The organism is Flavobacterium suzhouense, from assembly GCF_042684765.1.
Classification (GTDB): domain Bacteria; phylum Bacteroidota; class Bacteroidia; order Flavobacteriales; family Flavobacteriaceae; genus Flavobacterium; species Flavobacterium suzhouense.
The window spans coordinates 527,734-552,509 of record NZ_JBHUMD010000007.1 but is presented as its reverse complement, the minus strand read 5'-3'; the positions used below and the strand labels follow the sequence as shown (position 1 = coordinate 552,509).

The 24,776-nt window shown below is 39.1% G+C and carries 25 protein-coding genes and 1 riboswitch; of the genes, 14 read left to right on the top strand and 11 right to left on the bottom strand.

The features are described from left to right. Positions 1 to 8 precede the first annotated feature (8 nt). The 5 genes from ACFSR3_RS07775 to ACFSR3_RS07755 form a co-directional block, all read right to left on the bottom strand. The gene (locus tag ACFSR3_RS07775; RefSeq protein WP_379820455.1) at positions 9 to 3,083 is read right to left on the bottom strand and encodes an efflux RND transporter permease subunit; all 3,075 of its coding nucleotides are present in this window, start codon (positions 3,081 to 3,083) and stop codon (positions 9 to 11) included. A 2-nt stretch (positions 3,084 to 3,085) separates the two neighbouring features. After that, positions 3,086 to 4,165: an efflux RND transporter periplasmic adaptor subunit gene (locus tag ACFSR3_RS07770; RefSeq protein ID WP_379820454.1), complete on the bottom strand. Its 1,080-nt coding sequence runs from the start codon at positions 4,163 to 4,165 to the stop codon at positions 3,086 to 3,088. A gap of 543 nt (positions 4,166 to 4,708) precedes the next feature. Continuing rightward, on the bottom strand, positions 4,709 to 5,065 hold the full coding sequence (locus ACFSR3_RS07765; protein WP_379820453.1) for a hypothetical protein: 357 nt from the start codon (positions 5,063 to 5,065) through the stop codon (positions 4,709 to 4,711). 8 nt (positions 5,066 to 5,073) lie between these two features. Next, on the bottom strand, positions 5,074 to 5,262 hold the full coding sequence (locus ACFSR3_RS07760; protein WP_379820452.1) for a hypothetical protein: 189 nt from the start codon (positions 5,260 to 5,262) through the stop codon (positions 5,074 to 5,076). A gap of 79 nt (positions 5,263 to 5,341) precedes the next feature. Then, positions 5,342 to 6,190 carry a helix-turn-helix domain-containing protein gene (locus ACFSR3_RS07755; protein ID WP_379820451.1) on the bottom strand — a complete coding sequence of 283 codons (849 nt, stop codon included), beginning with the start codon at positions 6,188 to 6,190 and terminating at the stop codon, positions 5,342 to 5,344. A 201-nt stretch (positions 6,191 to 6,391) separates the two neighbouring features. Between ACFSR3_RS07755 and ACFSR3_RS07750 the strand changes: the two genes are divergently transcribed. After that, entirely contained in the window at positions 6,392 to 8,638 is a 2,247-nt protein-coding gene (locus ACFSR3_RS07750) for a TonB-dependent receptor (protein ID WP_379820450.1), read from the top strand. 101 nt (positions 8,639 to 8,739) lie between these two features. Here the strand turns inward: ACFSR3_RS07750 and ACFSR3_RS07745 are convergent, their stop codons facing one another. From ACFSR3_RS07745 to ACFSR3_RS07735, 3 genes are all read right to left on the bottom strand, one after another. After that, positions 8,740 to 9,126 carry an acyl-CoA thioesterase gene (locus ACFSR3_RS07745; protein WP_114756456.1) on the bottom strand — a complete coding sequence of 129 codons (387 nt, stop codon included), beginning with the start codon at positions 9,124 to 9,126 and terminating at the stop codon, positions 8,740 to 8,742. A 2-nt stretch (positions 9,127 to 9,128) separates the two neighbouring features. Next, positions 9,129 to 10,133 (bottom strand): beta-ketoacyl-ACP synthase III, encoded by a 1,005-nt coding sequence (locus ACFSR3_RS07740; protein ID WP_379820449.1) that lies wholly within the window; start codon positions 10,131 to 10,133, stop codon positions 9,129 to 9,131. A 267-nt stretch (positions 10,134 to 10,400) separates the two neighbouring features. Then, positions 10,401 to 10,594, bottom strand: a riboswitch (cobalamin riboswitch). Positions 10,595 to 10,699: 105 nt separating this feature from the next. Next, positions 10,700 to 13,120, bottom strand: coding sequence for an outer membrane beta-barrel family protein (locus ACFSR3_RS07735; protein WP_379820448.1), 2,421 nt, complete (start codon positions 13,118 to 13,120; stop codon positions 10,700 to 10,702). Between the two features lie 149 nt (positions 13,121 to 13,269). On the opposite strand from ACFSR3_RS07735, the gene ACFSR3_RS07730 reads away from it, so the two are divergent. Genes ACFSR3_RS07730 through ACFSR3_RS07720 form a run of 3 tightly spaced genes read left to right on the top strand, consistent with a single transcriptional unit; the run spans position 13,270 to position 15,636 of the window. Then, a complete protein-coding gene (locus tag ACFSR3_RS07730) occupies positions 13,270 to 14,622 on the top strand; it encodes a sensor histidine kinase (RefSeq protein ID WP_379820447.1) in 1,353 nt (450 codons plus the stop codon). Next, the gene (locus ACFSR3_RS07725) at positions 14,619 to 15,311 is read left to right on the top strand and encodes a response regulator transcription factor (RefSeq protein ID WP_379820446.1); all 693 of its coding nucleotides are present in this window, start codon (positions 14,619 to 14,621) and stop codon (positions 15,309 to 15,311) included. Before ACFSR3_RS07730 ends, ACFSR3_RS07725 begins: the two co-directional genes overlap by 4 nt. Positions 15,312 to 15,354: 43 nt before the next feature. Next, positions 15,355 to 15,636, top strand: coding sequence for a hypothetical protein (locus ACFSR3_RS07720; protein WP_379820445.1), 282 nt, complete (start codon positions 15,355 to 15,357; stop codon positions 15,634 to 15,636). 2 nt (positions 15,637 to 15,638) lie between these two features. On the opposite strand, the gene ACFSR3_RS07715 is transcribed toward ACFSR3_RS07720, so the two are convergent. Then, on the bottom strand, positions 15,639 to 16,604 hold the full coding sequence (locus ACFSR3_RS07715; protein WP_379820444.1) for a GlxA family transcriptional regulator: 966 nt from the start codon (positions 16,602 to 16,604) through the stop codon (positions 15,639 to 15,641). 199 nt (positions 16,605 to 16,803) lie between these two features. On the opposite strand from ACFSR3_RS07715, the gene ACFSR3_RS07710 reads away from it, so the two are divergent. From ACFSR3_RS07710 to ACFSR3_RS07685, 6 genes are all read left to right on the top strand, one after another. Continuing rightward, a complete protein-coding gene (locus ACFSR3_RS07710) occupies positions 16,804 to 17,247 on the top strand; it encodes an SRPBCC family protein (RefSeq protein WP_379820443.1) in 444 nt (147 codons plus the stop codon). A 24-nt stretch (positions 17,248 to 17,271) separates the two neighbouring features. Continuing rightward, positions 17,272 to 17,799 carry an SRPBCC family protein gene (locus ACFSR3_RS07705; RefSeq protein ID WP_379820442.1) on the top strand — a complete coding sequence of 176 codons (528 nt, stop codon included), beginning with the start codon at positions 17,272 to 17,274 and terminating at the stop codon, positions 17,797 to 17,799. A 6-nt stretch (positions 17,800 to 17,805) separates the two neighbouring features. Beyond that, on the top strand, positions 17,806 to 18,327 hold the full coding sequence (locus ACFSR3_RS07700) for an SRPBCC family protein (RefSeq protein WP_379820441.1): 522 nt from the start codon (positions 17,806 to 17,808) through the stop codon (positions 18,325 to 18,327). A 28-nt stretch (positions 18,328 to 18,355) separates the two neighbouring features. Further along, the gene (locus ACFSR3_RS07695) at positions 18,356 to 18,781 is read left to right on the top strand and encodes a VOC family protein (protein ID WP_379820440.1); all 426 of its coding nucleotides are present in this window, start codon (positions 18,356 to 18,358) and stop codon (positions 18,779 to 18,781) included. 63 nt (positions 18,782 to 18,844) lie between these two features. Continuing rightward, positions 18,845 to 19,222, top strand: a complete 378-nt coding sequence (locus ACFSR3_RS07690; RefSeq protein WP_379820439.1) for a VOC family protein — start codon at positions 18,845 to 18,847, stop codon at positions 19,220 to 19,222. A gap of 63 nt (positions 19,223 to 19,285) precedes the next feature. After that, complete coding sequence (locus ACFSR3_RS07685; protein ID WP_379820438.1) at positions 19,286 to 19,789, top strand: DinB family protein; 504 nt, start codon at positions 19,286 to 19,288, stop codon at positions 19,787 to 19,789. Positions 19,790 to 19,852: 63 nt separating this feature from the next. Here the strand turns inward: ACFSR3_RS07685 and ACFSR3_RS07680 are convergent, their stop codons facing one another. After that, positions 19,853 to 20,674, bottom strand: coding sequence for a zinc-dependent peptidase (locus tag ACFSR3_RS07680; protein ID WP_379820437.1), 822 nt, complete (start codon positions 20,672 to 20,674; stop codon positions 19,853 to 19,855). 118 nt (positions 20,675 to 20,792) lie between these two features. On the opposite strand from ACFSR3_RS07680, the gene ACFSR3_RS07675 reads away from it, so the two are divergent. The 4 genes from ACFSR3_RS07675 to ACFSR3_RS07660 all read left to right on the top strand — a co-directional run bounded on the left by ACFSR3_RS07675 (position 20,793) and on the right by ACFSR3_RS07660 (position 23,434). Further along, the gene (locus ACFSR3_RS07675) at positions 20,793 to 21,329 is read left to right on the top strand and encodes a hypothetical protein (protein ID WP_379820436.1); all 537 of its coding nucleotides are present in this window, start codon (positions 20,793 to 20,795) and stop codon (positions 21,327 to 21,329) included. Continuing rightward, entirely contained in the window at positions 21,299 to 21,709 is a 411-nt protein-coding gene (locus tag ACFSR3_RS07670; RefSeq protein WP_379820435.1) for a YARHG domain-containing protein, read from the top strand. Before ACFSR3_RS07675 ends, ACFSR3_RS07670 begins: the two co-directional genes overlap by 31 nt. A gap of 160 nt (positions 21,710 to 21,869) precedes the next feature. Next, positions 21,870 to 22,532, top strand: a complete 663-nt coding sequence (locus tag ACFSR3_RS07665; protein ID WP_379820434.1) for a DUF2306 domain-containing protein — start codon at positions 21,870 to 21,872, stop codon at positions 22,530 to 22,532. Beyond that, complete coding sequence (locus ACFSR3_RS07660) at positions 22,529 to 23,434, top strand: YARHG domain-containing protein (RefSeq protein WP_379820433.1); 906 nt, start codon at positions 22,529 to 22,531, stop codon at positions 23,432 to 23,434. The genes ACFSR3_RS07665 and ACFSR3_RS07660 overlap by 4 nt, the downstream gene beginning before the upstream one ends. Before the next feature lie 31 nt (positions 23,435 to 23,465). On the opposite strand, the gene kynU is transcribed toward ACFSR3_RS07660, so the two are convergent. Beyond that, a complete protein-coding gene (gene kynU, locus ACFSR3_RS07655) occupies positions 23,466 to 24,749 on the bottom strand; it encodes a kynureninase (protein WP_379820431.1) in 1,284 nt (427 codons plus the stop codon). Positions 24,750 to 24,776 lie beyond the last annotated feature (27 nt).

The following is a 24,776-nucleotide window of genomic DNA, read 5'->3' as shown; positions in this document are numbered from 1 at the left end:
CAATGGCTTTAGTCTTCAAGATTATCAAATTCAGGTCGGTGCTTCTTAGGGCGCGACCACATAAAGTAAATTGCCGGAATTATAAAAAGGGTAAGTACAAGTGAAAATACCGTTCCTCCAACAATTACAACCCCCATACCAATACGGCTTGTAGATGCTGCCCCTAATGACATCGCAATTGGTAAAGCTCCAAGAGCAATCGCCAAACTCGTCATTAATATCGGGCGAAGGCGTGATTCGGCAGCCTCCATAATGGCTTCATATTTTTCTTTTCCTTCTTCACGCAGCTGATTGGCAAATTCCACGATAAGGATACCATTTTTAGTTACAAGCCCAATAAGCATAATGGTACCAATCTGGCTGAAAATATTCCATGTCTGCCCGAACAACCACAATGATAATAATGCCCCGGCAACTGCCATTGGCACGGTAAGAATAATAATAAAAGGATCTATAAAACTTTCAAATTGTCCTGCCAGTATCAGATATATTAGCAATAATGCCAATCCGAAAGCAAAAAGGGTGTTCGAGCTACTTTCAACAAAGTCACGCGACTCACCACCAAGATCGGTAGTAAATGAATCGTCCAGCACTTTTTCTTTGGCACGCTCCATCGCATCAATACCGTCGCTTATACTCATACCCGGCGCAAGCCCGGCCGAGACGGTAGCCGACATATACCTGTTGTTATGGTATAACTGCGGCGGACTGCTTTGCTCATCTACCGAAACAAGGTTATCCAACTGTATTAATTGTCCCGTATTGCTCTTTACAAATGTTGATGTTAAATCGATAGGTGCTGCACGGTCATCCTGTTCAAACTGCCCGATAACCTGGTATTGTTTACCATTCATCATAAAGTATCCAAAACGCTGCCCGCTTAAAGATAATTGTAATGTCTGCGCAACATCAAGCAATGATACGCCAAGGCTTTCTGCCTTTTCACGATCTATGGTCACATTGATTTCAGGCTTATTGAACTTAAGATTAACATCGGTCATAGAAAAAGTAGGATCTTTAGCTACTTCATCCATAAATACCGGAATTTTTTCCTGTAGTTTCTCAAAATTCTGTGCCTGTATAATATATTGAATCGGCGGGCCTCCCCTACGGTTTACGGCAATCGTAGGCTGCTCAGACACCGCTGTTTTGGCCTCGCTGTATTTTTTTGTCCATTTGGTAAGGTTAGCAGCGATTTCTTTCTGTGAACGCTCCCTGTTTTCAGGTTCTGTAAGTGCAATTCTAATACGTCCGCTATTTACAGAAGCAGAACCAAAGCCCGGAGATGTAATTACAAGACTCGCCTTTTTCTCAGGAACAGAATCCTTTATCAACTGCTCCATTTCTTGCATAAAACGATCCATATATTCATAGGAAGCACCTTCGGGTGCCGTAATATTCATCCCTATAAAACTCCTGTCGTCGTATGGTGCTGTTTCTTTTTGAATGATAGTGTAGAACAATCCAATAAAACCAATACAGATGATAAGTATAGGGAAACTCACCCATTTCCTTTTCATAAAATTGGTAAGCATTCCTGCATAGCCTTTGTTCATCTTTTCGAAATAAGGCTCGGTAAATTCGTAGAACCTCGATTTTTTATGCACTCCTTTTATCAGGTAGGCATTAAGCATTGGTGTAAGTGTAAGTGATACAAATGCCGATACCAGTACTGCTGCCGCGATTACGACCCCAAACTCCCGGAAGAGTCGGCCTACAAAGCCTTCAAGGAAAATTACCGGAAGGAACACTGCCGCAAGTGTTATAGAAATAGAGATAACTGCAAAGAAAATCTCGTTAGCACCTTTCATAGCTGCCTCAATAGGCGTCATACCTTCTTCCACCTTTTTAAAGATATTTTCGGTAACAACAATACCATCATCTACTACAAGCCCGGTAGCCAGTACAATAGCCAATAGCGTAAGTACATTTATGGAGAATCCGAAAATATACATGATAAAGAATGTAGCAATAAGTGAAACCGGTATATCTAATAACGGGCGCAATGCTATTGCCCAATCACGGAAAAACAGGTAAATAATCAGGGTTACGAGTATAATTGATATTGCCAGTGTTTCAGCAACCTCGAGTACCGACTTTTTGATGAATCTGGTATTATCAATAACGATATTAGTAACCAGATCGGCAGGAAGGTCTTTCTTCATCTGGTCATACTGTGCATAGAAAGCATCAGCAATCTCTACATAGTTTGTTCCCGGCTGCGGAATAATTGCAAGCCCTACCAGCTGCTGGCCATCATTGGTCATTTTAGTTTCTGTATTCTCAGGCCCCAGTTCGGCATTACCTACATCACTGAAGCGTACTATCTTCTCCCCTTCGGATTTTATTATGATATTATTAAACTGCTCAGGTGTTGCAAGGTTACCCAATGTTTTAATGGTCAACTCTGTATTAGCTCCTGTAAGCTTACCTGTTGGCAACTCTACGTTTTGGCTATTCAGCGCATTGCGAACATCACTAACAGTAACTCCATACGAATTTAGTTGTATAGGGTCAAGCCAAAGCCTCATGGCATAACGTTTCTGCCCCCATATCTGCACGCTACTCACACCGGGAATCGTCTGTAACCTTTCGGCAATTACATTCTCGGCATAATCACTCAATTCCAATGGATTTCTTGTAGCACTTTGAACGGTCATTGTAATGATCGGTTCCGAATCGGCGTCAGCCTTAGATACTACGGGTGGAGCATCTATATCCTGCGGAAGACTGCGAACGGCCTGCGATACTTTGTCACGCACATCATTAGCAGCTTCCTCAAGGTTCTTTTCAAGTTCAAATTCTATGGTAATATTACTAGAACCCTGGTTACTCGACGAGGTAATATTTCGGATACCATCAATAGAGTTAATGGCTTTTTCGAGTGGCTCTGTAATTTGCGATTCAATAATATCGGCATTAGCACCGGCATAACTTGTACGAACAGATATTTGTGCCGGATCGATTGAAGGAAACTCCCTTACTCCAAGAAAGGTATAACCAATAACCCCGAAAAGGATTATACCCACATTCATTACAATGGTAAGTACGGGGCGTTTTATGCTTAAGGTAGATAAACTCATCGCTACTTCGCTTTTTTAGTTAGCGATACTTTTACCGGAGTCTCTTTCTTCAGGGTTAGCACACCAGTAGTTAGCACAGTATCTCCGGCTTTTAGTCCTGAAAGCACTACAATATCCTTATCAGTACGTGTACCTGTTTCTACAGTAGCTTCCTGAGCCTGCCCATTCCTTACAACAAATACCTTTTTACCTCCCTGTACAGGAACAATAGCCTCGGTAGGAATTACAAAAGCATCCTTAACCTCATCAAGCGGAAGGATAACATTCGCAAAAGTACCAGGTAACAATTTACCCTGTGCGTTTTCAGCAATAGCCCTAACCTTTAGGGTACGGGTAGTAACTTCTACCGAAGGCTCTAATGCATATACTTTAGCCTGGAATGTCTCGTTGCTTCCTGATACAGTAAAAGTAATTACTGAATTTACCTTCATTTGTGATGCATATTTTTCAGGAACAGAAAAGGTAATCTTAATCTGGCTGCTATTTACAAGATTTGTAATAAGCGTAGTAGGCGTTACATAAGTTCCGGGCGAGATATTACGCAAACCAATAGTCCCTGAAAACGGGGCCCTTATTGAAGTTTTTCCTATTTGTGCATTAATAAGTTCTGTTTGCGCCAAAGCTGTTTTATAATCAGCACTTGCTATATCATATTCTTCCTGGCTTATGGCCTCTTTTTGCAGCAGCAATCGGGCGCGTCTTTCATTTTCAGCCGCAAGGGTTTGCCTTGTTTTTGCCTGACCTGCCTGAGCACGCAATTCTATATCATTAATTTTTACCAATACCTGGCCTTTGCTCACCTTAGCACCTTCGGTAAAAAATATTTTCTCGGCAATACCCGACACCTCTGAATGCACTTCAATCTGTTCATTAGCCTCGATTGAACCTGAAAGCGAAAGTGTATTGGCAAATTCCTGAGGAGCAACAACTACTCCGTTTACAGCCATAGGAGGCTTTTTACCATCTTTTCCTCCACCTCCGGCAGCGTCCATTTTTTGTTTTTTATTTTCAGATATCCTGTAAAATACAAGGGCTCCAACGCCCGCAATCAAGAGTGTGTATACGATGTATTTAACCTTCATAATTATGATATAGTATAGCGATTCGCAAATCTACACGAATAGCATGCCATTGTTATTACGAAACTGTAATAAATGACCAATTCAATTCGTCAAAGGCATAATATGCAGTTGCTTTGCAAAGCTAAGTCAATATACTATTGAATAATAAAAATCAGCCAATACTTTAACACAAATATTCAGACTTATTTTCTTACATAAAACAATAATTATCAAACAACTACATATTTTTCCATACAGGAAAAATGAAGCTTTTTATAAAAATGCTAAAGAAAAACACGATAAGATGGCAGAATATCAGGACAAAAGGTAATTTTTAACCGCTTTTTAATGAGCTATGTTTTTTTTAGGTAAATTGACTCATTGTTAGTTAGTTAATTGCATCACAAACAGTATTTGCGGTCCCAAACAGATACTTAAAGATAATGTGTGTGCTTATTTCAGAAAAAAGGCTTCCCGTTCCTTGCGGGAAGCTTTTTTAGCAAAATATACTTATGAGAATTTCCTGTATAAAGGTAATAATCATTATTATAAACTGTAACATAACTATTGTTTTTTAATTGTGGTTTTTCTTTGATTAAAGAACATTGTAAACGTGATAATAAAGCCAAATAGTATGGGCTTTACAAAATCGATCCCAAAAATAATGTGACCTAAAAATCCAAGAGCACTAAAAATAAGCAGTAGTACTAATATGCCTATCCCAAACCTTAAATAAGGATGAGCCGTCTCCATGAAAGGCTTTGGCTGGCTATTGATGTACAGAAAACAGCTTATTGCTGCTCCCACTGCAAGGTAACCATACCATCTTACATCAAATAATGTATCGGCAAGATAACCTATAACCATACTAATGAATAGTGTAGTGCAAAAAATTAAAATATGCTCGAAGGTAATTTTCATTTGGATAACTATACCTGAGGAAGTTGTTTTTTCCTCATATTATACTGAATAGCTGTAACTGCTGCAGCGGCACCTAAAAGAGGGGCAAGAATTCTTATTCCGTCAAAGTAAAACAGTACTGCTCCAATAATTGAAAAGACAAGAAGGTTTACAAGAATCAGGATGGCAAGCAATTGTTTTTTAGTTGTAATTTTCATATTCGGTTGATTTATCTGATTTATAATACAAACTTACCAAACCTCTAAAACAGAAAATTGTAAAATTGGGACATCCCGTTTAATCTTCAAAATACCAATACGTTTCCTGGCTTCCCAATTTTGTAAGTTTAGACAGCAACGCTTTAGGTGACTGATTCGTAACCGATTTAAAATGTTTAATGTAATGTGCCTGATCGTAGTAAAGACTGTAAAGAGCAACATCGGTTAAAGATGCTTCTTCTCCCATAGCCTGAGAATAGTTTAATGCATTACGGAACATTACCAACTTCTTATACTCCTCCACACTACAGCAAAGATGCTTTTTAAAAAGGCGCAATAAAGTTTTACGGTTCACATTCAGAAGTTCCGAAAGTTCATCAACCTTAACCGAACCATTTGAATTTAAAATTTCCTGCACCGCTTTCTTTACGACCGGCTCATTAAATCCTGAAAAAGCATCGGCAAAAAAAGTATCCAGCACTGTACCTTTAGCTTCAGCATCTCTTTCGGCAAACACACTTTGCAAAGTTTTTACAAAAGAGGCTCCAAAGCAATCGAGCTTATTAGTTGCCTGATCGAAAAAGTTTCCCAGGGGTTCTTTTAGGAAATGATTCAATCCCAGAGGATTGAAAACAATACCCACCTTATTGAAAATGCCGTTAAGCTGTACTTTAAAATTCTGGTCTGTATTAATTGAGTAAAAAGAAAGTATAGTATCGTCTGCTGAAGGCAGGACTACAGATCCTTCTTCGGTAAGACTAACGTCGGATCCTTTGTAAACCGTAATTGCATGCTTGTAATTAGGATAAAAAAAGAATCTTTTAGTGAATAAAGGATCGTCAGACACATGAAAATAGTAGTAGTCAATATATTTTGCTACTACCTCATCTTTTGGTTTTATAGTTATGAAATTACCCGTCGAATCCAAATTTCATTTTCTTTTCTGTCCTGTAAAAATAAGGAATTAGAAAATATAACAGAAAAATAACCTAAGATATTACACATAAAAACATTATTGGAACAGCAATAATAATTAGCCTTCCAAAAAATTATTTTAAAATAATATAAAAAATAATTTTTAGACTAATCTAAATTTATACTTTTGCAATACTAACTATTAGTTTAGATAATGAAAAAAAATATACTTTTTATATTATTATTTGCTACAATACCCCTGTTTGCACAAACCGGAAGCATAAAGGGAAAAATTACGCAAAACAATGAACCCGTTCCCGCAGTAAGCATTGTTCTGCTTCCTACAGGACAATCAATCGCCGCCGATAATGACGGAAAGTATGAAATAAAAAACATACCGTTCGGCACCTATGAGGTTATATTCAGTTCGGTTGGAATGCTTAACGAACGTAAAAAAATTACCGTAAACAGTACCACACCTATAATCCTGAATATTGTTATGCAGGACGAGAATAAAGCCCTTGATGAAGTGGTTATTACCGGTACCATGAAGGAAGTAAGCCGTAGTGACAGCCCTATTCCTGTAGAAATAATAACACCAAAATTGTTTAAAAAGAATCCCACTGCCAGTCTTTTTGAGGCTGTAGGAATGGTAAACGGTGTTATGCCACAACTTAACTGTAACGTATGCAATACAGGTGACATCCATATTAATGGTATGGAAGGCCCATACACTATGATACTCATAGACGGTATGCCGATAGTTAGTGCCCTGTCCACCGTCTATGGGCTTAGTGGCATTCCCAACAGTATTGTAGAACGCATTGAAGTGGTAAAAGGCCCTGCATCATCATTGTATGGTTCTGAAGCGATGGGCGGCATTATTAATGTGATAACCAAAAGTCCAACTAAAGCGCCTGTTGTAAGCGCCGATTATTTTTTTACAAGCTGGGGTGAACAAAGTCTTGATGCCGCAGTAAAGCTTAAAGCCGGAAAAGCTACTTCACTATTAGGGGTAAACTATTTTAACTATAGTGTACTTGCCGATAAAAACGGTGATAATTTTACCGATGTTACCCAACAAAACCGTATCTCAGTATTCAATAAGTGGAATTTTGAACCTAAAGAAAATCGTGCTTTTAGCCTGGGTGCGCGCTATGTATATGAAGACCGTTGGGGTGGCGAAATGAACTGGACCAAACAATGGCGTGGCAGTGACAGTATTTATGGCGAGAGCATTTATACCAAACGTGCAGAACTTATAGGATTGTATCAGCTACCTACAACCGAAAGGATATTTACTCAGTTCTCCTATAACTGGCATGATCAAAATTCGTATTATGGTTTTACGCCTTATATGGCCAATCAGCAGGTAGCCTTTATACAAACCTATTGGGATAAGCAGTTTGGAGCTAACCACAATTTCCTTTTAGGCGGGGCTTTCCGTTACACTTATTATGACGACAACACTCCGGCTACCTCCAGTACAGATGGTTTAGCCAACAGGCCACAGGAAACACCACTACCGGGATTATTTGTACAGGATGAATGGACACTTAATGAAAAACACAAGTTATTGGGAGGTTATCGTTTTGATTATGACAAAAACCACGGTGGCGTGCATTCGCCAAGGGTAGCTTATAAATTTGCTCCTAACCACAATAATACTGTGAGAGCAAGCTTTGGTACAGGCTTTAGAGTGGTAAACCTTTTTACCGAAGACCATGCGGCGCTAACAGGTGCACGCGATGTTGTAATTACCGAAGCACTGAAACCGGAACGCTCCTATAATGGTAACCTGAACTATATATTAAAAGTTCCTTCAAATTTTGCCTTCCTTAATTTTGACATTACAGGCTTTTACTCCTATTTTACCAATAAGATCGTAGGCGATTTCGATACTGATCCGGATAAGATTATTTACGACAACCTGAAAGGGCATGCCATATCGCAGGGTGTATCCTTAAACACAGATGTAACTTTCAATTTTCCGTTGAAGATGATGGTGGGCGTATCATACATGGATGTTTTCCAGATAGAAAACAAAGGTAATGGCGAAGAAAGGTCACAACAGCTTCATGCGCCTAAATGGACCGGTAATTTTGTTGCTACCTACAGCTTTAAAAACAATTACAGCATAGATGTTACCGGCAACTGGTATGGCCCGATGCGGCTACCCATATTACCTAATGACTACAGACCGGAATACTCACCGTGGTTCTGCATTGCCAATATTCAGTTTACCAAAAAATTCACTTACGGACTTGAATTGTATATGGGAATGAAAAACCTGTTTGATTTTGTACCGAATGCGCCGTTAATGCGTCCGTTTGACCCTTTTAATAAAACAGCCGATGATCCGGTAACCAATCCTAACGGATACACTTTTGACACCAGTTATAATTATGGATCGCTACAGGGCAGAAGAATTTATATAGGGATGCGCTATAACCTGTTTTAAAACAGGAATAATTTTTAATCATTGCGAGTGAAGTGAACGTAACGCGACAATCCTTGAGATTACCGTGCTATACTTCCACGCAATGATAAAAAGGGAACAGGTTACTTATTAATTGGGATTGGTTCTTTCTGTTCATTAATAGCCACAAAAGTAAAATCGCCTGTTATGGCTTTTTCCCTGTTATCAGAATACATATTCTCGACATATATCTCAACATGTACCTTAAGGCTGGTATTACCAATATGCGTAACCTTGCCTATCAGTTCAGCAAAAGTACCCGCCGGTATGGGCTTTTTAAAATCAATACGGTCACTGCTTACGGTAACCATTCGCTGTCTACTGAAACGTGTAGCAGTAATAAAGGCTACCTCATCCATAAGATGCATGGCCATACCTCCAAAGAGCGTATCGTAATGATTGGTAGTATTAGGAAATATTGCTTTAAAAATGTGTGTTTGAGCAGCGTCTATTTTTTCTTGTAAAGTCATTATTAGTTATTGTTTCTAAGGTCTCCCCACACTACGCAGGTACTCCCCCATGTGAATCCGGCACCAAAAGCGGTAAGCAATATTTTATCGCCGGGTTTAAAATCATTATGAAAATCCCACAGGCAAAGCGGCAATGTCGCTGCAGTGGTGTTGCCATAGCGCTCAATATTTACCTTTATCTTTTGTTTAGGAATACCAAGGTTTTGCCCTACTGAATCGATAATACGCAGGTTAGCCTGATGTGGCACTACCCAGTCTATGGTTTCGGTCGTAAGGCTCAGCTTTTGCAAAAGTTCATTGCTGGCTGTAGTCATACCATTTATGGCGTTCTTAAACACTGTGCGTCCATCCTGTTGTACATAATGCCTTTTCTCATCGAGTGTCTGCTGACCTGTTCCTTCTGCCGATCCTCCTGCCGGAACCGAAAGAAACTGTATACCGCTTCCGTCAGATTTATAGACTGTATCTAAAACTCCTGTCCCGTCCTGAGCAGGTTCCAGTAATACCGCTCCTGCCCCATCTCCAAAAAGCACACAGGTATTACGGTCTTCGTAGTTTACAATAGCACTCATTTTGTCGGCTCCAACTAAAAGTACTTTTTTATGCCTGCCGCTCTCTACAAGTGACGCTGCTACGGAAAGCGCGTATAAAAACCCACTACAGGCAGCATTCAGGTCAAAACCCCAGGCATTTTTGAGACCTGCTTTTACACAGGCAAGCGGTGCAGTAGGCGAAAGTATCGTATCAGGTGTAGAAGTAGCCAGTATAAGTACTTCTATTTCTTCTGGGTCTACTCCTGAATTCTCAAGCAGGTTTTGTATTGCAAAAGCAGCCATATCTGAAGTTGCTTTGCCCGGTTCGAGTATTCTGCGTTCTTTTATTCCGGTTCGGGTAATAATCCATTCGTCTGATGTATCTACCATCTTCTCCAGAGTGGCATTATCAAGTATGGTTTGGGGTACATAACCACCAACAGCAGTAATTGCTGCATTCATTTTGGTATTCATAAAATTAAATTGGTAAATAAGTAAGCCTTAGGCCGCAATTGTTTTGCCCGACTAACCCGATGCCGTTACTACGGCAAATGTTGCTTTAGGACTCAGGCGTTCACCAAAGTAACATTTCTGAATGTGTCTCATGTTTACTTGCTTTTAAAAAATTAATAAATTAGTTAAAAGCCCTTTTGCCCATTTCACAATGCCTTAAGAAGCTTAGGTTCGGGCACGGGAATACCATGAAATAACCGAAAACCAATTGCTTCAAACCGCGAAAGCATTGTCAAGTAAGTAATGGCAGGTCTCCTGACTTATGCCGTTTTTACGGTCCTTCCCATCCGCCTATTGCGAACAGTGGACATGAGTAGTAAAAACTGTGGTGTGGCATTTACAGTTGCGCGACAGTTCGTGATTTGCACACGATTCCCTTTTCATTCCGGCTAATGCCGAAAACCATTCCTGTTTGAAAAGAAATTAAGTAAAGAACTTATGGCTGCAAATATACCAACAATAATCTATACAAAAGTCCTGTCCCGCCAATAATGACGGGGTAGGACAACTAACTCAAACGTTATTGTTTATAAACGGTTCTGTTCTTCGGTTTTTTGTACAGCTTTTCCATCCTGCAATTTCTGGTTACCAAAACGGTACCTGAACTGAATCCTGAAACTTTGTGTATCTCCATAAGACCTATAGCTACTGTACTGATTGGCATAACTTGTAGTGGTAGTTTGGCGTTCCCCTCTATAGATATCAGAGAATATAAGTGAGATTTCGCCATTTTCCTTCCAGAATCGTTTCCTGAAGCTTATAGAGAGACTCGAAATATCTCCTAATTTGTAAGCACCATATACCGTTGGCGATGAGTAAAAGAAACTAAGCTCTGCAAAGAAGTCCTTCTTTTTATTCAGCATAAAACGGTTGTTGGTATTGCCGTAAAATGTCCACCTGTCTATTTCCCGAATAGCTCCATCTGCCCCCTGAAAGCTGTTTTGCTGATAGCCTGCCGTTAAAAAAGTCCCTGCTTCCCACCACGGAAACAATTCTACATTAGTATTGAATTCAGCTCCCACTGATACATTGCTGCTGATATTGGTATACTCTGTTATTATGGTACTGGTTTCATAGTCCTGATAAGTAATATTAGCAAAAGGATCTTTTTCGTAGCGGTAAAACGCACCAAACATATATTTGCCTTTTAGCGTATACTGCAGCCCAAAATTATGGGCTATGGTAGGCTGTAGTTGCGGATTTCCTGTTGTATAGGAAAAAGGAGTACTGTAGGACCTGAACGGATTAAGCATCCCATACTGTGGCCTTATGATGCGCTTGCCATACGAGAACCCAATCTGGTGATTGTCGGAAGCTTTATAAAGCGCATACGCCGACGGAAATAATTTAAAGTAGTTCTGACTGTTTACCTCTCCGGTAGTTTCGAGATCGCCCTCAAGCTTGGTGTGTTCGCCACGAAGCCCCAACTTAAAGCCCCATTTACCAAACTCCCTGTCGGCACCAATATAACCGGCCATGATGGTTTCATCATACAAAAACATATTCGAGAGGTTGCCCGGAACCGGTACACCGTCAATTTCGCTATAGTAATCAAAGTTATTTTCGGCATCAACCTTGCCATAACGCATTCCTCCTTCAATTCTGGTGGTTCCTAACTGTCCGTTATAATCCGCCTGAACGGATAACAAATCGATACGTCGGGTGTCATCACTCTGAATATTCTGTCGTCTGTATGGCGCGGCATCGGGCAGTGAAAAAGCAGTATTTATATCCTGATCCTGATTAGTGTAATATGATGTATAATCGGACGAAAGAACCAGCACGTGCTTAGCATTAAACTTATGCTCAAAAGACCCTGTAAAAGTGCTGTTCTTTTCCGGATAGTCCCTGTGGTTATAGCTGGTAAACAATGAGTCAAGCTGCCCGGATGAATTGTAAATATAGGTTGGCGTATCTACAAGCGCAGTGCTCTTAAGACTTTGAAAACCGTTGAATCCTGCCGAAAAGGCATTAAGTGAATCGATGGCATATTCAGCAGTTATGTTATAGCTGTTTTGCTGTTTTGCACGGTAATGCGATATCTCTATGCTCTTCCATGTAGATGAGACATCGCCTTTGGCATCAAAGTATTTTACATCACCTTTGCTTTCGCCATAATAATGCCCCGACCCAAACATATACCCACCAAAAACCGTAAGCTTCTTACCTTTATAATAATGGTTGGTCGCAACCACACCTTTAGGATACATTGACTGTACATAGGCACCCGTTACCATACCTTTATAACCCCCTCCAATATTCTTTTTCATTTTAATGTTTAGCACAGCACTACCCTGGGCTTCATATTTAGCCGGCGGAGTGGTTATTACCTCAACCGATTTTATATTGCTGCCATCTGTATTTTCAAGAAGATTTTTGAGTTCCGTTCCTGTAAGGTATACTTTCTTGTCGTTTATGGTAACCAGTATACCGCTGCTTGCGCGAATGGAAAGTCCGTCGCCCGAAGCAATCACTCCTGGAGTTTTCTTAACTATTTCCCATGCATTATCAGATGACAGTATCGAATTTTCAACATCAAACTCAAGACGGTCTATCTTACGTATTACCACAGGCCTTTTTTGATCTATCACTACACCATCAAGCTCTTTAGCCGATGCCTGAAGCACAATATCCGGCAGTTTCAAATTTGCTGTTATCTCAAGTGCGGCACTATAACTCTCGTAACCTATAGTATTTATCTCTAATGTATATTCTTTCTGATTTGGATCGGATGCAATTTCAAAACGGCCATTTTCATCTGTAAACGATGTCCTCATAAAAGTACTATCCTTTACTACTGCTTTCAGTATTACATTGGCAAATGCAACCGGCTGTTTATTGGTATCTATTACTTTACCCGATACGGCGGGGTTCTGCGCCGCACAGGCAAGTGAAATGAAAGTGATTAAAAATGAAAACAAACGTTTTTTGTTGATGATTGAACCCATGATGATGATTTGATGATTATCGCAAAGCTCAGTAAATGTTCTCTCCTTTATGGTTAATGCTAGGTTAACTAGAGGTTAATGGGGTTATTCACTTACCATCGGAATAAAGAAAACCTTAGTTTTGTATCTTGCAGATAGTATACCTTAGTATGAAACGAAAGATTCTTTTCCTTATCATCGGATGCATTGTTACTGTATCGGCTCTTGCCGTAATACAGGGCTATTTTATTTATAACACCTATAAGCTTAAAGCCAAGGAGGCTAACGCCGAAATAACCAGTCAGTTCCTTGCTCTGGAAACTTCAGGAAAACTGGATACCCTTAATAGCGTATGGATGATGCGCACTGGTAAGTTCATCGAAGATTATTACAATCAAAAAGCAAGCAAAGACGAATATGAGGATATGATTGCTAAAGTTGCCGATTCACTTTCCGGCATTATGGGTAATTACGTCAATAGCAATACGATATTTCAAGAATATGAAGTAAACTATATCGACTATCTTAAAACGATAGTACTATTTAGGGAAAGTAGTAAAATACCGGATACCATATTTAAAGGCAAATTGATGCTTTACGGTAATAACGAAGCAAGAACGCCCGAAACTGCAGCATCACAATCTACATGGCGTGATGGTAAATATACCGACAGCTCACTAAAAAAGACCAATTATACTTTTGAAGTGGTATCGCAACGCTATTATAGCATTGCTAACTGGGAACGACAGGTATATATAAAAATGGCAGGCCTGCTTATATTTTCAGTGCTGCTGCTCAGTTTTGTAGTAATCCTCTTTTACCTCTCGATAAAGAATCTGATAACCCAGAAAAAAATTGCCGAGATAAAAACCGACTTCATAAACAATATTACCCACGAGTTTCAAACACCTATAGCCGCACTTGATATTGCCGTAAAGACCCTACGTAAAAAAGAAGGCGAGCTTACCGAAGAACATTTCAGGCATTCGCTCGAAATTATCGACAGGCAAAACATTCGTATGCAAAAGCTCTTTGGACAGGTAACCGAAGCTTCCCTAACCGAAGGAAGCATTACCGCTGCAAGAGAACAAAATATTGACAGGAATTGCATAAATGAGATTTTAGAAGACTTTATGCTTTCGCATCCAGACATTAAAATAGATAACAATGTAACTGCTACTACATTTCGAATGGACAGGTTTCACTTTTCGACCATGCTCATTAATCTTCTTGATAATGCTGTAAAATATGGCGCCAACTGCATTACCATAAACCTGAAGGAAGACAATGATAAAGTTACATTAAGCGTAAACGACAACGGTATCGGCATTGCTAAAAAAGAGCAAAAAGCAATTTTTGAAAAATTCTACAGGGTTCAGAAGGGAAACATACATACATCTAAGGGATTAGGACTCGGACTGTTTTATGTTCAGCAGCTTGTAAAAGCTTACAAGGGATATATAACCGTTAACAGTGATGAAGGCAAAGGTGCTGAATTCTTAATTTCAATACCCCAGCCATGAAGCATATACTATTAGCCGAAGATGATTTTGATTATGCCAGCATCCTGAGACAATATCTGGAGATATCAGGATTCACGGTTACCTGGGCCAAAGATGGCGCTGAAGCATTAGCGTTATTTCCTGACACAAGTCCCGACATATGTGTATTTGATGTAATGATGCCCAAAATGGACGGCTTTAGCCTCGCAGAGAAAGTAATTGCTATTAAGCCCGAAATCCCATTGGTCTTCCTTACAGCAAAAGGCATGAAAGAAGACAAGATAAGAGGCCTGAAATTGGGTGCTGATGATTATGTAGTAAAACCTTTTGAGGCTGACGAACTTATTTTACGCATTACCAATATACTGAAGCGTTCGCAACGCAGTTTTGCTTCCCAAACTTCAGCTGACAATATTATCGCTATAGGGCAATATAAGTTTGACAATGCCAATTATACCCTGACCATAAACGATCTGATACATCGCCTGACTGAAAAAGAAGCCCATCTTATAAGCTATCTGTTTACCAACAGGAATCGAATGATTAAACGTGAAGATATACTCACTGAGGTATGGGGTAACGACGACTTCTTCTCCGGCCGTAGCATGGATGTATTCATCAGCAGGCTCAGAAAGTATTTTGGTGAAGATGCTTCAATTGCAATCAACAGTTACCGCGGACTTGGCCTTGAGTTTAAAATTAAAAACTGACAATCAATATTTTAGTTACATTTACACAACCAACAGTAAAATCATGGCACGAATATTACTTTTAGCACTTTTGTTTTTCTTTTGCGTATCGGATGCTTTATCTCCCGATTCATTAAGATATGATTTCAACAATGAGATTAGTCTGAATTTACCCTTTAACAGTGCTGTGACAATAGTTGATGCTTCAGAAATGTGTAAACCTACCGGGGTTGAAACAGTTATTTACACTGATGGCAAAGCAGAACCAGCTCCTGAAAAAAAGAAGCCTGTGGCCAAAACACCTAAAAAGAAAGCTTCTAAAAAAACACAGCCCAAAAAGGCATGAGTTTACACTAACTGCCCACTAAATTTTTCCCTGTACATTTTAGGGGTCATGCCCACATTCTTTTTAAAAAGTGTCCTGAATGTTTTAAGGTCATTATACCCCGACTCGAGCATTACTTCAAGTATACTATAGCGTGACTGCTCTAACATTTGTTTTGCAGCTTCAATACGGGTTTTTTGTAGGTATTCTATAGGCGTTATACCGGTAACCTGCTTAAAACGACGCACTAAATTACGTCTGCTTGCAGGCACATCGGCAATGAGTTCTTCAATAGTATTTGCCGTATTAAAATTCTTTTGTATCTCTTCCTGAGCCTTTTTAACCAAATCATCTCCATGATCTTCGGCAGGGGCAAATGTTCCAAAATAAGTTTGCCTGTTACGATCCATATCAATAGAAAAAACTTTGGCCGCTTTTACCGCTACCTTTCTGTTGCAATAAATTTCCAGCAGACGCATAAGAAGGTGAAACGTATTAGTTGCTCCACCACTGGTAAACACCCTGTCCTTTTCGGTAACCACGGCTTCAGCCTGCACCTGTACCAAAGGGAATAGTTTTGCAAAAGATTTTTCGGCATTAATATGTGTAGTTGCAGGTTTGTTATCCAGCAGTCCTGATGCTCCCAGTAAAAAAGCACCGGTACAAAAACTTGCTACCGCGGCACCCGATTTATATTGTTTTTGCAGCCAGGGTATCCAGGCCATATTGGCTTTTAACGACCCTGACAGGTTATCTCCTGTAAAAGCAGGAATGAGTATTAAGCCGTATTGCTCCTCCTTTGCCGCTGTTTTTGAAAGATACCCTGAATAAGATACACTTTCATCTCCTGACTGATGAAGCAGGCTTATAGCAAAAGGCTCCTTATCGCCTTCATTCCGATAAAAACGATTAGCCGTTTCAAGTACGTCAAGTAGTGCCGCCACACTTAGCAGACGGTGGTCTTTAGTCAATAGAATTCCTAATTGCATAGCGATAAGATTAGAGGGGAGTAACAAATATACTGTTTTTGTCTCAAACACCCCCTTTGGTTGACTTTTATAACACCATGCCTATAAAATGTTTAACTTAACTTTGTGTAAGTAACTCAAAACAAACACATTTACAATTCAGATGTTAATTTTTTAAAAATACAACATCTCACTAAAAATCAGTAAAATTGAAAAAATCATGAGTGCAAAAATCATACATAAAACAGTAAACCTTAAAGCCTCTCCAGAGAGAGTATGGCAGGTATTGCTTGAATCTCCTTATATAGAAGAATGGTATGCCGAATTTGGCGAAGACCTTAAAGTAGAAACCGACTGGTCACCCGGAAGCAAATACAGGGTTGTCGACAAAAATGGTTTTGGCATGATTGGGAAGATAGCTGAAAATGTACCTATGAAAACCTTATCTATTGAACCAGAAGGTATGGTAAAAGATCATAAAGACGATTTTGAAAGTGCCGAAGCCAAACAATTAAAAGGCAATCGTGAAACCTATTGGCTATCAGAAACTGCTGAAGGGACAAAACTTGATATCGAATCAGCCTGTTCTGAAGAGTATGCCGGGATGATGGCCGATATGTGGGACAAAGCCCTTGTTACTATTAAAAAGCTTGCTGAAAAATAAACCTGATAATATAAAACCCCTCTTATGAAAATACTTAAAAGAATCCTTATTGTAATTGTAATTCTTGTGGCACTGCCATTTGTCGTTGCTTTATTTATAAATAAAGAATATGATGTTACCCGCGAAATCGTAGTTAACAAACCCAGAGCCGAAGTATTTGACTATGTAAAACACATTAAAAATCAGGATTACTATAGCGTTTGGAATATGGCAGACCCAACAATGAAAAAAAACTTTACAGGTACTGATGGCACCGTAGGTTTTATATACCACTGGGATGGTAATGATGAGGTAGGTGAAGGCAAACAGCAAATAACGGCAATTAGCGAAGGTGAGCGTGTAGATATGGATCTTAAATTCATACGTCCGTTTGATGGAGATGCACATACCTACATGGCCACAAAAGATACCACTGGTGGGACTAAAGTAATATGGAACATGAAAGGTTACAGCAACTATCCTATGAATATCATGAACCTTTTTATGAACAAACAATTGGGTGGTGCCTTTGAAGAGGGACTTACTAATTTAAAAAACAATCTTGAAAAATAATTCGATATGATCGTAATCTGGATACTACTTATCATACTGGCAATTCCTGCCATAATAGCCCTTTTTATACCTAAAGAATATGTTGTTGAAGCCCTGACAATAGTAAACAAGTCAAAACACGAAGTATTCGATTATATTAAATACATAAACAATCAGGAAGAATACAGCAAATGGGTAAAAACCGATCCTAATATCAAAAAGACCCTTACAGGAGTCGATGGTACTGTTGGCTACATCTACGCCTGGAACGGGAACAGTAAAGCAGGTGAAGGCGAACAGGAAATAACCGGAATTATTGATGGCGAACGCATAACTACTGAAGTTCGTTTTGTAAGGCCTTTTAAGAGCATCGCTCATTTTTATATGACTACTGAAGCAGAAAGCGAACATAGCACAAAGGTAGTATGGCACATGACCGGAAAAAGCCCGTATCCGTTAAACCTGATGACAGCTCTGATGAAAAATGCGCTGCGTAACGATATGTCGATTAGTCTTAATGACCTGAAAAAAATACTGGAAAGCAAATAAAGCAAACAAACAATTAATCCATAATATTATGAATTCTTTAAACCCGTACCTGAACTTTAACGGAAACACCGAAGAAGTTTTCAACTTTTACAAAAGCGTTTTTGGCGGTGAATTTGCCATGGTGATGCGCTTTGGCGATACGCCCGGTTGTGAAAATATGCCCGAAACTGAAAAGAACGGTATTATGCACATTGCATTACCAATAGGATCGAATGTTCTTATGGGTACCGATGTTCCAAAATCTATGGAGCAGGTAACTGCCGGTACTAATATGTCTATCAGTGTAAATGTAAGCAGCCGCGAAGAGGCTGACAGGGTATATAATGGCCTCAGTGCAGGAGGTAAAGCTACAATGCCTATGAACGATATGTTTTGGGGAGATTACTATGGCATGCTTACTGACAGGTATCAGATACAATGGATGATAAGCTATAGCGAAAAATATCAGTCGTAAAATCTCATCTTCAACCACAAGCAACGCAAAGCGTTGCTTGTGGTTGAAACAAATACCAAAGTTATGTTTAAAGACACTAAAGCATTTAGCGGATATTCGGTAGATGATACTGCCAGGGCAAAGGCCTTTTACAGCGATATTCTTGATATTAAGACAAAGGAGGGTGAAATGGGAATTCTGGAGCTCCACATCAATGGCAATAACCCAATAATACTATACCATAAGCCTAACCATAAACCAGCAACTTTTACCGTTTTAAACTTTCCTGTAAGTGATGTTGAAAAGGCTGTACAACAGCTTAAAGATAAAGGGGTGGTTTTTGAAACCTATGACTTTGAAAATCTTAAAACCGACGCTGATAACATTTTTCGCGGAGGCGGACCAAAAATTGCCTGGTTTAAAGACCCCTACGGAAATATACTATCAGTACTGGAGGAGTAGCCAGTGTTTAAAATTATGAGGCACTGATCCTTAAACTAAAATCATCAATCAAAAAACGAATTTATGTCTAAAGAAATCATCAATCAAATGGACGCTGCATTAACGGAAACTTTACAGCTTTTATCTTCTTTGAATGAAGAACAAATAAATAAAATCCCTTTTGCGGGCAGTTGGACAGCAGCTCAGGTTGTACAGCATCTCTATAAATCTATAAAAGGAATGGATGAGCTGCTGTATACCCCTTCGCAACAGGCCGACAGGAATCCGGAAGAGAAAGCCCAGTGGCTAAAAGATATATTCCTGAACTATGAAAACAAGATGAAATCGCCTGATTTCATCTTACCCGAAGACAAATACTACGATCAATCAGAGCTTAAGGATTCTCTTGAAAGTGCAAAAGATAAAATGACTGAAGCTGCAAAGAATTCCAAACTGGAAGAAATGGCTCCATTACCCGAGGGACATCCGTTAAATGGAATTACTAAGCTGGAAACACTTTACTTTGTGACCTATCATACCATTAGGCACAACCATCAGATGAAGAATATTCGCGAGAATCTTCAATAGTTTTCAGCGGCAGTAACAGCTGTAAGTAATTGATTGAAATTAACTGACACAGATAAATGATAACTAATTTTCCCTGTAATTAATCATCTTTTTTATCATCTCATACAATTCAGGCAGCCTTTGCCTGAATTCCTGAGGTGATTCAAAGAAATATTCAAGTGCCACAGCAATAAACTCATGCTCATTTGTAAAGGCATAATCCCTAAGGTAACCGGCATTAAGTATCTTATCACGGTTATAAGGAACGGCGACATATTGTTTTATACTTGTAAACATATCACTGTAAATTACAAATGCCGATCCCAGCCTTTTAATACCCATCGCGTTGACATGTAACACATGGCCAAACTCGTGTAATCCAAGGTTTATATTACTATTATCGAATTCTATACCTTCCTGAAAATCCCTCCACGAAAAAACAATAGCTCCCGCAGCCGGATTGAATTCGCCTTTGTGATAATCTCCGTTCGCTGATTCAAAAACATCGGGATAAACAATAATAACCTCAAAAAGATCTGGCAGGTATTCCCTCATACCAAATGTTAGCATGATGGCCGTTGCAGCTATTTTCACCTTCATTTCCTCAGTAACTTCAAGGCCTCCCCTACCTACAAACTTATAGTTATCAATAAAGGCATGGATGCGATGGCGAAAATACTTTTTGCGTTGTTCTGAAAGATTACGGTAAAATCTGAAGTTTTTTTCCAGCACTGCTTTCTCACTAAAAGACAGCTCTTTGGGAAACGGATAAAAATGTACATATACCGGCTTATTGAAAAGAAATATATAAGTAGGCTCTACAATTCGCCCGAATATAAAATATAACAGTACACTTATAATAAACGCAAGTAATGAAAAGGCAATAAAGGCTATTAATATTTCCATGCTCAAGGTTAAGAGTGCAAAATAGTATAAAATTATTAATTGCTTTGCTTTACAAATAATTGTTATTTTCTCTTTTTGAGTACATTTGATAACCAATTATTTATACAAACCTAAATCCATGAAACAATTATTATTAGCAGCTTGTCTGCTTACCCTTATGATATCCTGTAAAAAGGAAGATGAAATGAAAAACAAGGCTCCGCTTGCCTACACAGAAGTACCTAAGGAGTCCCATAAAGAACTGTATGGATTATGGACAGGAACTCTTCTGCCTGAATATGACAGTTATGTTTTGAATGAAGACGACACAACAGATACAGGTTATGATGACGGACCTAAAAAAATCACTCTGAAGATTAATCGAATACATAATGATTCTGTGTTTGGGCAGAGTATCGTTGGCGGAAACCAAAGGCCCCTAAAAGGAATCCTCACGAAAATGGGGGCTAATCTTTACATTACTCTGGATGAACCAGGGAAAGCAAAAGATGATGGCAGATTTGAACTCTCCTTTTCTAACGACACACTACAGGGAAGCTGGATAATTTACAAACCCAACAAGCAAATTATACCTAAAAAGAAACTAAAACTTTTCAGAAACAATTTGTATATAACCCCAACTTTATGCTGGCTAAAGATCTTGATGACGCTATAGTAGAATGGGATACACCTTTACAACGTCAGGACACCATCACAGACGAAGACGGTGAGGAGCATATATACCTTAAAGATATATATAGGGTAGCATCAGATGAAATATTCAACATTAATGCCTCAACCGATACACTAACGGAAGAATCACTCAAAAATCTGAGAAAGCTTGATCTTGAAATCGTAAGGAATTGCGTTTTCGCCCGTCACGGTTATTCATTTAAGAAAAGTTCCCTACGTTATTTCTTTGACTTCAGCGACTGGTATGTCCCTGTTTCTAATAATGTTGATAAAGACCTTACTGTGCTCGAAAAACAAAATATCGCTTTGCTAAAACGTATGGAAGAATACGCCACTGATCATTACGATACTTTTGGAAGGTAGTAAAAAAGGGAAGTTATAACTTCCCTTTTTTAATTCTTGTTTTCCTAAAGTCTATAAACGCTACAATCTTAAAAAAGTAAGATTAAAACTGCAAAACAATTTCAAAGACACAATAAAATAAAAATTTTAACGTTTTTAAAATCAACCAATTACCAACATCATGAATACAAATGTAATAAAAGCTTTTCCGTATTTATATTCCAGACGGAACCTGATTCTTACTTTGCTATTCCTGTATTTTTACTGGCTTATGGTAAAAATTACGCTGTATTATGTTCCGTTTAGCACTACAGCGGCATTTTTGAAGATAAAACAAACCGAAGTCACCACCCTACCCGAATATATTTATATATTCTACGCTCATGTATATACCAGTATTTTTTTACTGCTGTTTGGATTTATACAGTTTTTTAATTTCAAATCTAAAGCAGGAAAGCTTATTCATCGTTATTCAGGATACCAATATATCATTTTACTTTTAGTCTTTGCCGCACCAAGTGGCATCTATATGGGCTTTCATGCCAATGGCGATTTTTGGTCAAAGATTTCCTTTGTAATACTTGGCACTTTATGGTGGATATCTACCTTTATTGCTCTCATACGAATAAAACAACATCGATTTGTAGCGCACCGTAACTGGATGATGCGCAGTTATGCCTTATCTTTATCTGCTGTTACTTTACGCCTTTGGAAAGTAATCCTGGTGTATTGTTTTGAACTTCCTCCAATGAACACTTACCAAATTATTGCCTGGCTGGGCTGGATACCGAACTTACTGATCGCCGAATTACTTATTTATAACAAATCCACTCAAAAATCATGAAACACCTACTATTGGCAGTTTGCCTGCTTTCGCTTATTGTTTCCTGTAAAAGGGAAGTCTTCCAGTCAGAAGACGTGATGGATAAAAGCCTGTTGGCTTATGCAGAAATACCTAAAGAATCTCATAGGGAATTGTATGGATTATGGACCGGCATAGCCAAACCCGACTATAACCTTGACGAGGTTGATAATGTGGAGGATACTCCCAGCAAACTGACCATAAAAATAACCAGGATAATAAAAGATTCCGTTTTCGGGCAAAGTATTTCAAAAGGCAGTAGAAGTTCGTTTAAAGGCATATTAAGCAATAAAAATGGGCTGTTATTTTTTACGCTTAATGAAACCGGAAAAAACAAACAGGACGGCAAATTCGAATTGTCTATAAATAATGATACGTTACAGGGCAAATGGGCTATTTACAAACCTAATGATGAAACGAACCCAAGAAAAAAGCTGAAGCTGGTTCAGAAAGATTTTATATACGACCCGAAAGTTATGCTAGAGGAAGACTACAATACCTTTATAGATTGGGATAATCCTGTGGTAAAAGATTTTAGCTACACTACTGAAGAAGGCAAAGAAATACCATACAAAAGAGAGACCTACAGGATAAGTTCTGAAGATGTCTTTAAAATAAATGCCTCTACGGATGTTCTTACTGAGGAATCACTTAAGAACTTTAAAAAAGTAGACCTTGAAATTATAAAAAACAGTATCTATGCCCGCCATGGTTATGCTTTTAAAAAGAAAGCATTCCGCGACTTCTTTGAATCGAATGAATGGTATGTACCACTATCAGACAATGTAGATAAAGAACTAACCAAACTGGAAAAGAAAAACATAGCCCTGCTGAAACGCATGGAAGAATATGCCACAGATCATTACCAGACTTTTGGAAGATAAAAAATGGGAAGCAAGTGCTTCCCATTTTGTTTTATTTCTTATGCGACAAGATACCCTCTTTAAGTACCTGCCCAAACTCATACATGTCTTCAAAAGAACAATACAATGGTACCGGAGCAAGTCGGATAACGTTAGGCTCACGCCAGTCGGTTATCACTCCGTTTTTCATTAGGTACTCAAACAGCGACCTTCCTTCTCCATGAAGGAACACAGATATTTGCGAAGCTCTTTGTACAGGATCAGTTGGCGTTATTACTTCAAAGTTCCCGTTAACTTCTTTATCAACTTCACCCAAAATAAATTCAAGATAAGAAGTGATCAGGTCGCGCTTCTGGATAAGAGCCGGCATACCTACCTCATCAAACATCTCTACCGATGCCAGGTATGGCGCAAGCGCAATTACAGGAAGACAGCTTACCTGCCAGCCGTTTGCTCCACGAATTGGGTCAAAGTTTGGCTCCATAAGGAAACGACGCTCTTTGTTGTGACCCCACCATCCTGCAAAGCGGTTTAGATCCATATCATTGTGGTGCATCTCGTGAATGAACGCCCCAGATGCATTACCCGGTCCTGAGTTCATGTATTTATAGCTGCACCAAGCTGCGAAATCTACATTCCAGTCGTGTAATTCAAGTGCTATATTTCCCGCAGCATGCGCAAGATCCCAGCCTACATAAGCCCCGGCATCCTGACCTGCTTTAGTTATGGTTTTCATATCAAAAACCTGTCCTGTATAATAGTTTACACCACCTATAAGTACAAGCGCAAGCTCATCTCCAACCTCATTAATCTTTGCAAGAACATCTTCCAGACGGATGTTGTGTTCACCCGGCCTTCTTTTAAGTTCTACGATAGCATCTTCAGGATTAAGTCCGTGAAATTTCACTTGGCTTTTGATCATGTACTGATCGCTTGGGAAGGCTTTCTCCTCACAAATGATTTTGAATCTCTTAGCTGTAGGACGGTAAAAAGAAACCATCATAAGGTGTAGGTTAATCGTAAGGGTATTCATTACAGTAACCTCAGAAGGTAATGCACCTACCACTTTACTAAGCGGAGCTGCAAAACGCTCATGATAATCCCACCAGGGTTTATCTGCATAGAAATGTCCTTCTACGGCAAGTTTAGCCCAGTCGTCCATAATTTCGTCAACATAAGCTTTAGTCCTTTTCGGCTGAAGCCCAAGCGAGTTACCCGTAAAGTAAATAACCTGCTTTCCGTTTACGTGCGGGAAATGGAACTCGTCCCTGTATTTTGCCAGCTTATCTTTAGCGTCAAGCTGTTGTGCGAATTCGCGTGTATTTTGAAAATCCATTATAGTTTGTTTGTAGGCTGCAAAAAT

What these genes read in the sequence shown, in the direction of transcription:
- ACFSR3_RS07775 (WP_379820455.1), bottom strand. Translation starts at nt 3,083, where the DNA reads ATGAGTTTATCTACCTTAAGCATAAAACGCCCCGTACTTACCATTGTA.
- ACFSR3_RS07770 (WP_379820454.1), bottom strand. Translation starts at nt 4,165, where the DNA reads ATGAAGGTTAAATACATCGTATACACACTCTTGATTGCGGGCGTTGGA.
- ACFSR3_RS07765 (WP_379820453.1), bottom strand. Translation starts at nt 5,065, where the DNA reads ATGAAAATTACCTTCGAGCATATTTTAATTTTTTGCACTACACTATTC.
- ACFSR3_RS07760 (WP_379820452.1), bottom strand. Translation starts at nt 5,262, where the DNA reads ATGAAAATTACAACTAAAAAACAATTGCTTGCCATCCTGATTCTTGTA.
- ACFSR3_RS07750 (WP_379820450.1), top strand. Translation starts at nt 6,392, where the DNA reads ATGAAAAAAAATATACTTTTTATATTATTATTTGCTACAATACCCCTG.
- ACFSR3_RS07745 (WP_114756456.1), bottom strand. Translation starts at nt 9,126, where the DNA reads ATGACTTTACAAGAAAAAATAGACGCTGCTCAAACACACATTTTTAAA.
- ACFSR3_RS07740 (WP_379820449.1), bottom strand. Translation starts at nt 10,133, where the DNA reads ATGAATACCAAAATGAATGCAGCAATTACTGCTGTTGGTGGTTATGTA.
- ACFSR3_RS07735 (WP_379820448.1), bottom strand. Translation starts at nt 13,120, where the DNA reads ATGGGTTCAATCATCAACAAAAAACGTTTGTTTTCATTTTTAATCACT.
- ACFSR3_RS07730 (WP_379820447.1), top strand. Translation starts at nt 13,270, where the DNA reads ATGAAACGAAAGATTCTTTTCCTTATCATCGGATGCATTGTTACTGTA.
- ACFSR3_RS07725 (WP_379820446.1), top strand. Translation starts at nt 14,619, where the DNA reads ATGAAGCATATACTATTAGCCGAAGATGATTTTGATTATGCCAGCATC.
- ACFSR3_RS07720 (WP_379820445.1), top strand. Translation starts at nt 15,355, where the DNA reads ATGGCACGAATATTACTTTTAGCACTTTTGTTTTTCTTTTGCGTATCG.
- ACFSR3_RS07715 (WP_379820444.1), bottom strand. Translation starts at nt 16,604, where the DNA reads ATGCAATTAGGAATTCTATTGACTAAAGACCACCGTCTGCTAAGTGTG.
- ACFSR3_RS07710 (WP_379820443.1), top strand. Translation starts at nt 16,804, where the DNA reads ATGAGTGCAAAAATCATACATAAAACAGTAAACCTTAAAGCCTCTCCA.
- ACFSR3_RS07705 (WP_379820442.1), top strand. Translation starts at nt 17,272, where the DNA reads ATGAAAATACTTAAAAGAATCCTTATTGTAATTGTAATTCTTGTGGCA.
- ACFSR3_RS07700 (WP_379820441.1), top strand. Translation starts at nt 17,806, where the DNA reads ATGATCGTAATCTGGATACTACTTATCATACTGGCAATTCCTGCCATA.
- ACFSR3_RS07695 (WP_379820440.1), top strand. Translation starts at nt 18,356, where the DNA reads ATGAATTCTTTAAACCCGTACCTGAACTTTAACGGAAACACCGAAGAA.
- ACFSR3_RS07690 (WP_379820439.1), top strand. Translation starts at nt 18,845, where the DNA reads ATGTTTAAAGACACTAAAGCATTTAGCGGATATTCGGTAGATGATACT.
- ACFSR3_RS07685 (WP_379820438.1), top strand. Translation starts at nt 19,286, where the DNA reads ATGTCTAAAGAAATCATCAATCAAATGGACGCTGCATTAACGGAAACT.
- ACFSR3_RS07680 (WP_379820437.1), bottom strand. Translation starts at nt 20,674, where the DNA reads ATGGAAATATTAATAGCCTTTATTGCCTTTTCATTACTTGCGTTTATT.
- ACFSR3_RS07675 (WP_379820436.1), top strand. Translation starts at nt 20,793, where the DNA reads ATGAAACAATTATTATTAGCAGCTTGTCTGCTTACCCTTATGATATCC.
- ACFSR3_RS07670 (WP_379820435.1), top strand. Translation starts at nt 21,299, where the DNA reads ATGCTGGCTAAAGATCTTGATGACGCTATAGTAGAATGGGATACACCT.
- ACFSR3_RS07665 (WP_379820434.1), top strand. Translation starts at nt 21,870, where the DNA reads ATGAATACAAATGTAATAAAAGCTTTTCCGTATTTATATTCCAGACGG.
- ACFSR3_RS07660 (WP_379820433.1), top strand. Translation starts at nt 22,529, where the DNA reads ATGAAACACCTACTATTGGCAGTTTGCCTGCTTTCGCTTATTGTTTCC.
- kynU (WP_379820431.1), bottom strand. Translation starts at nt 24,749, where the DNA reads ATGGATTTTCAAAATACACGCGAATTCGCACAACAGCTTGACGCTAAA.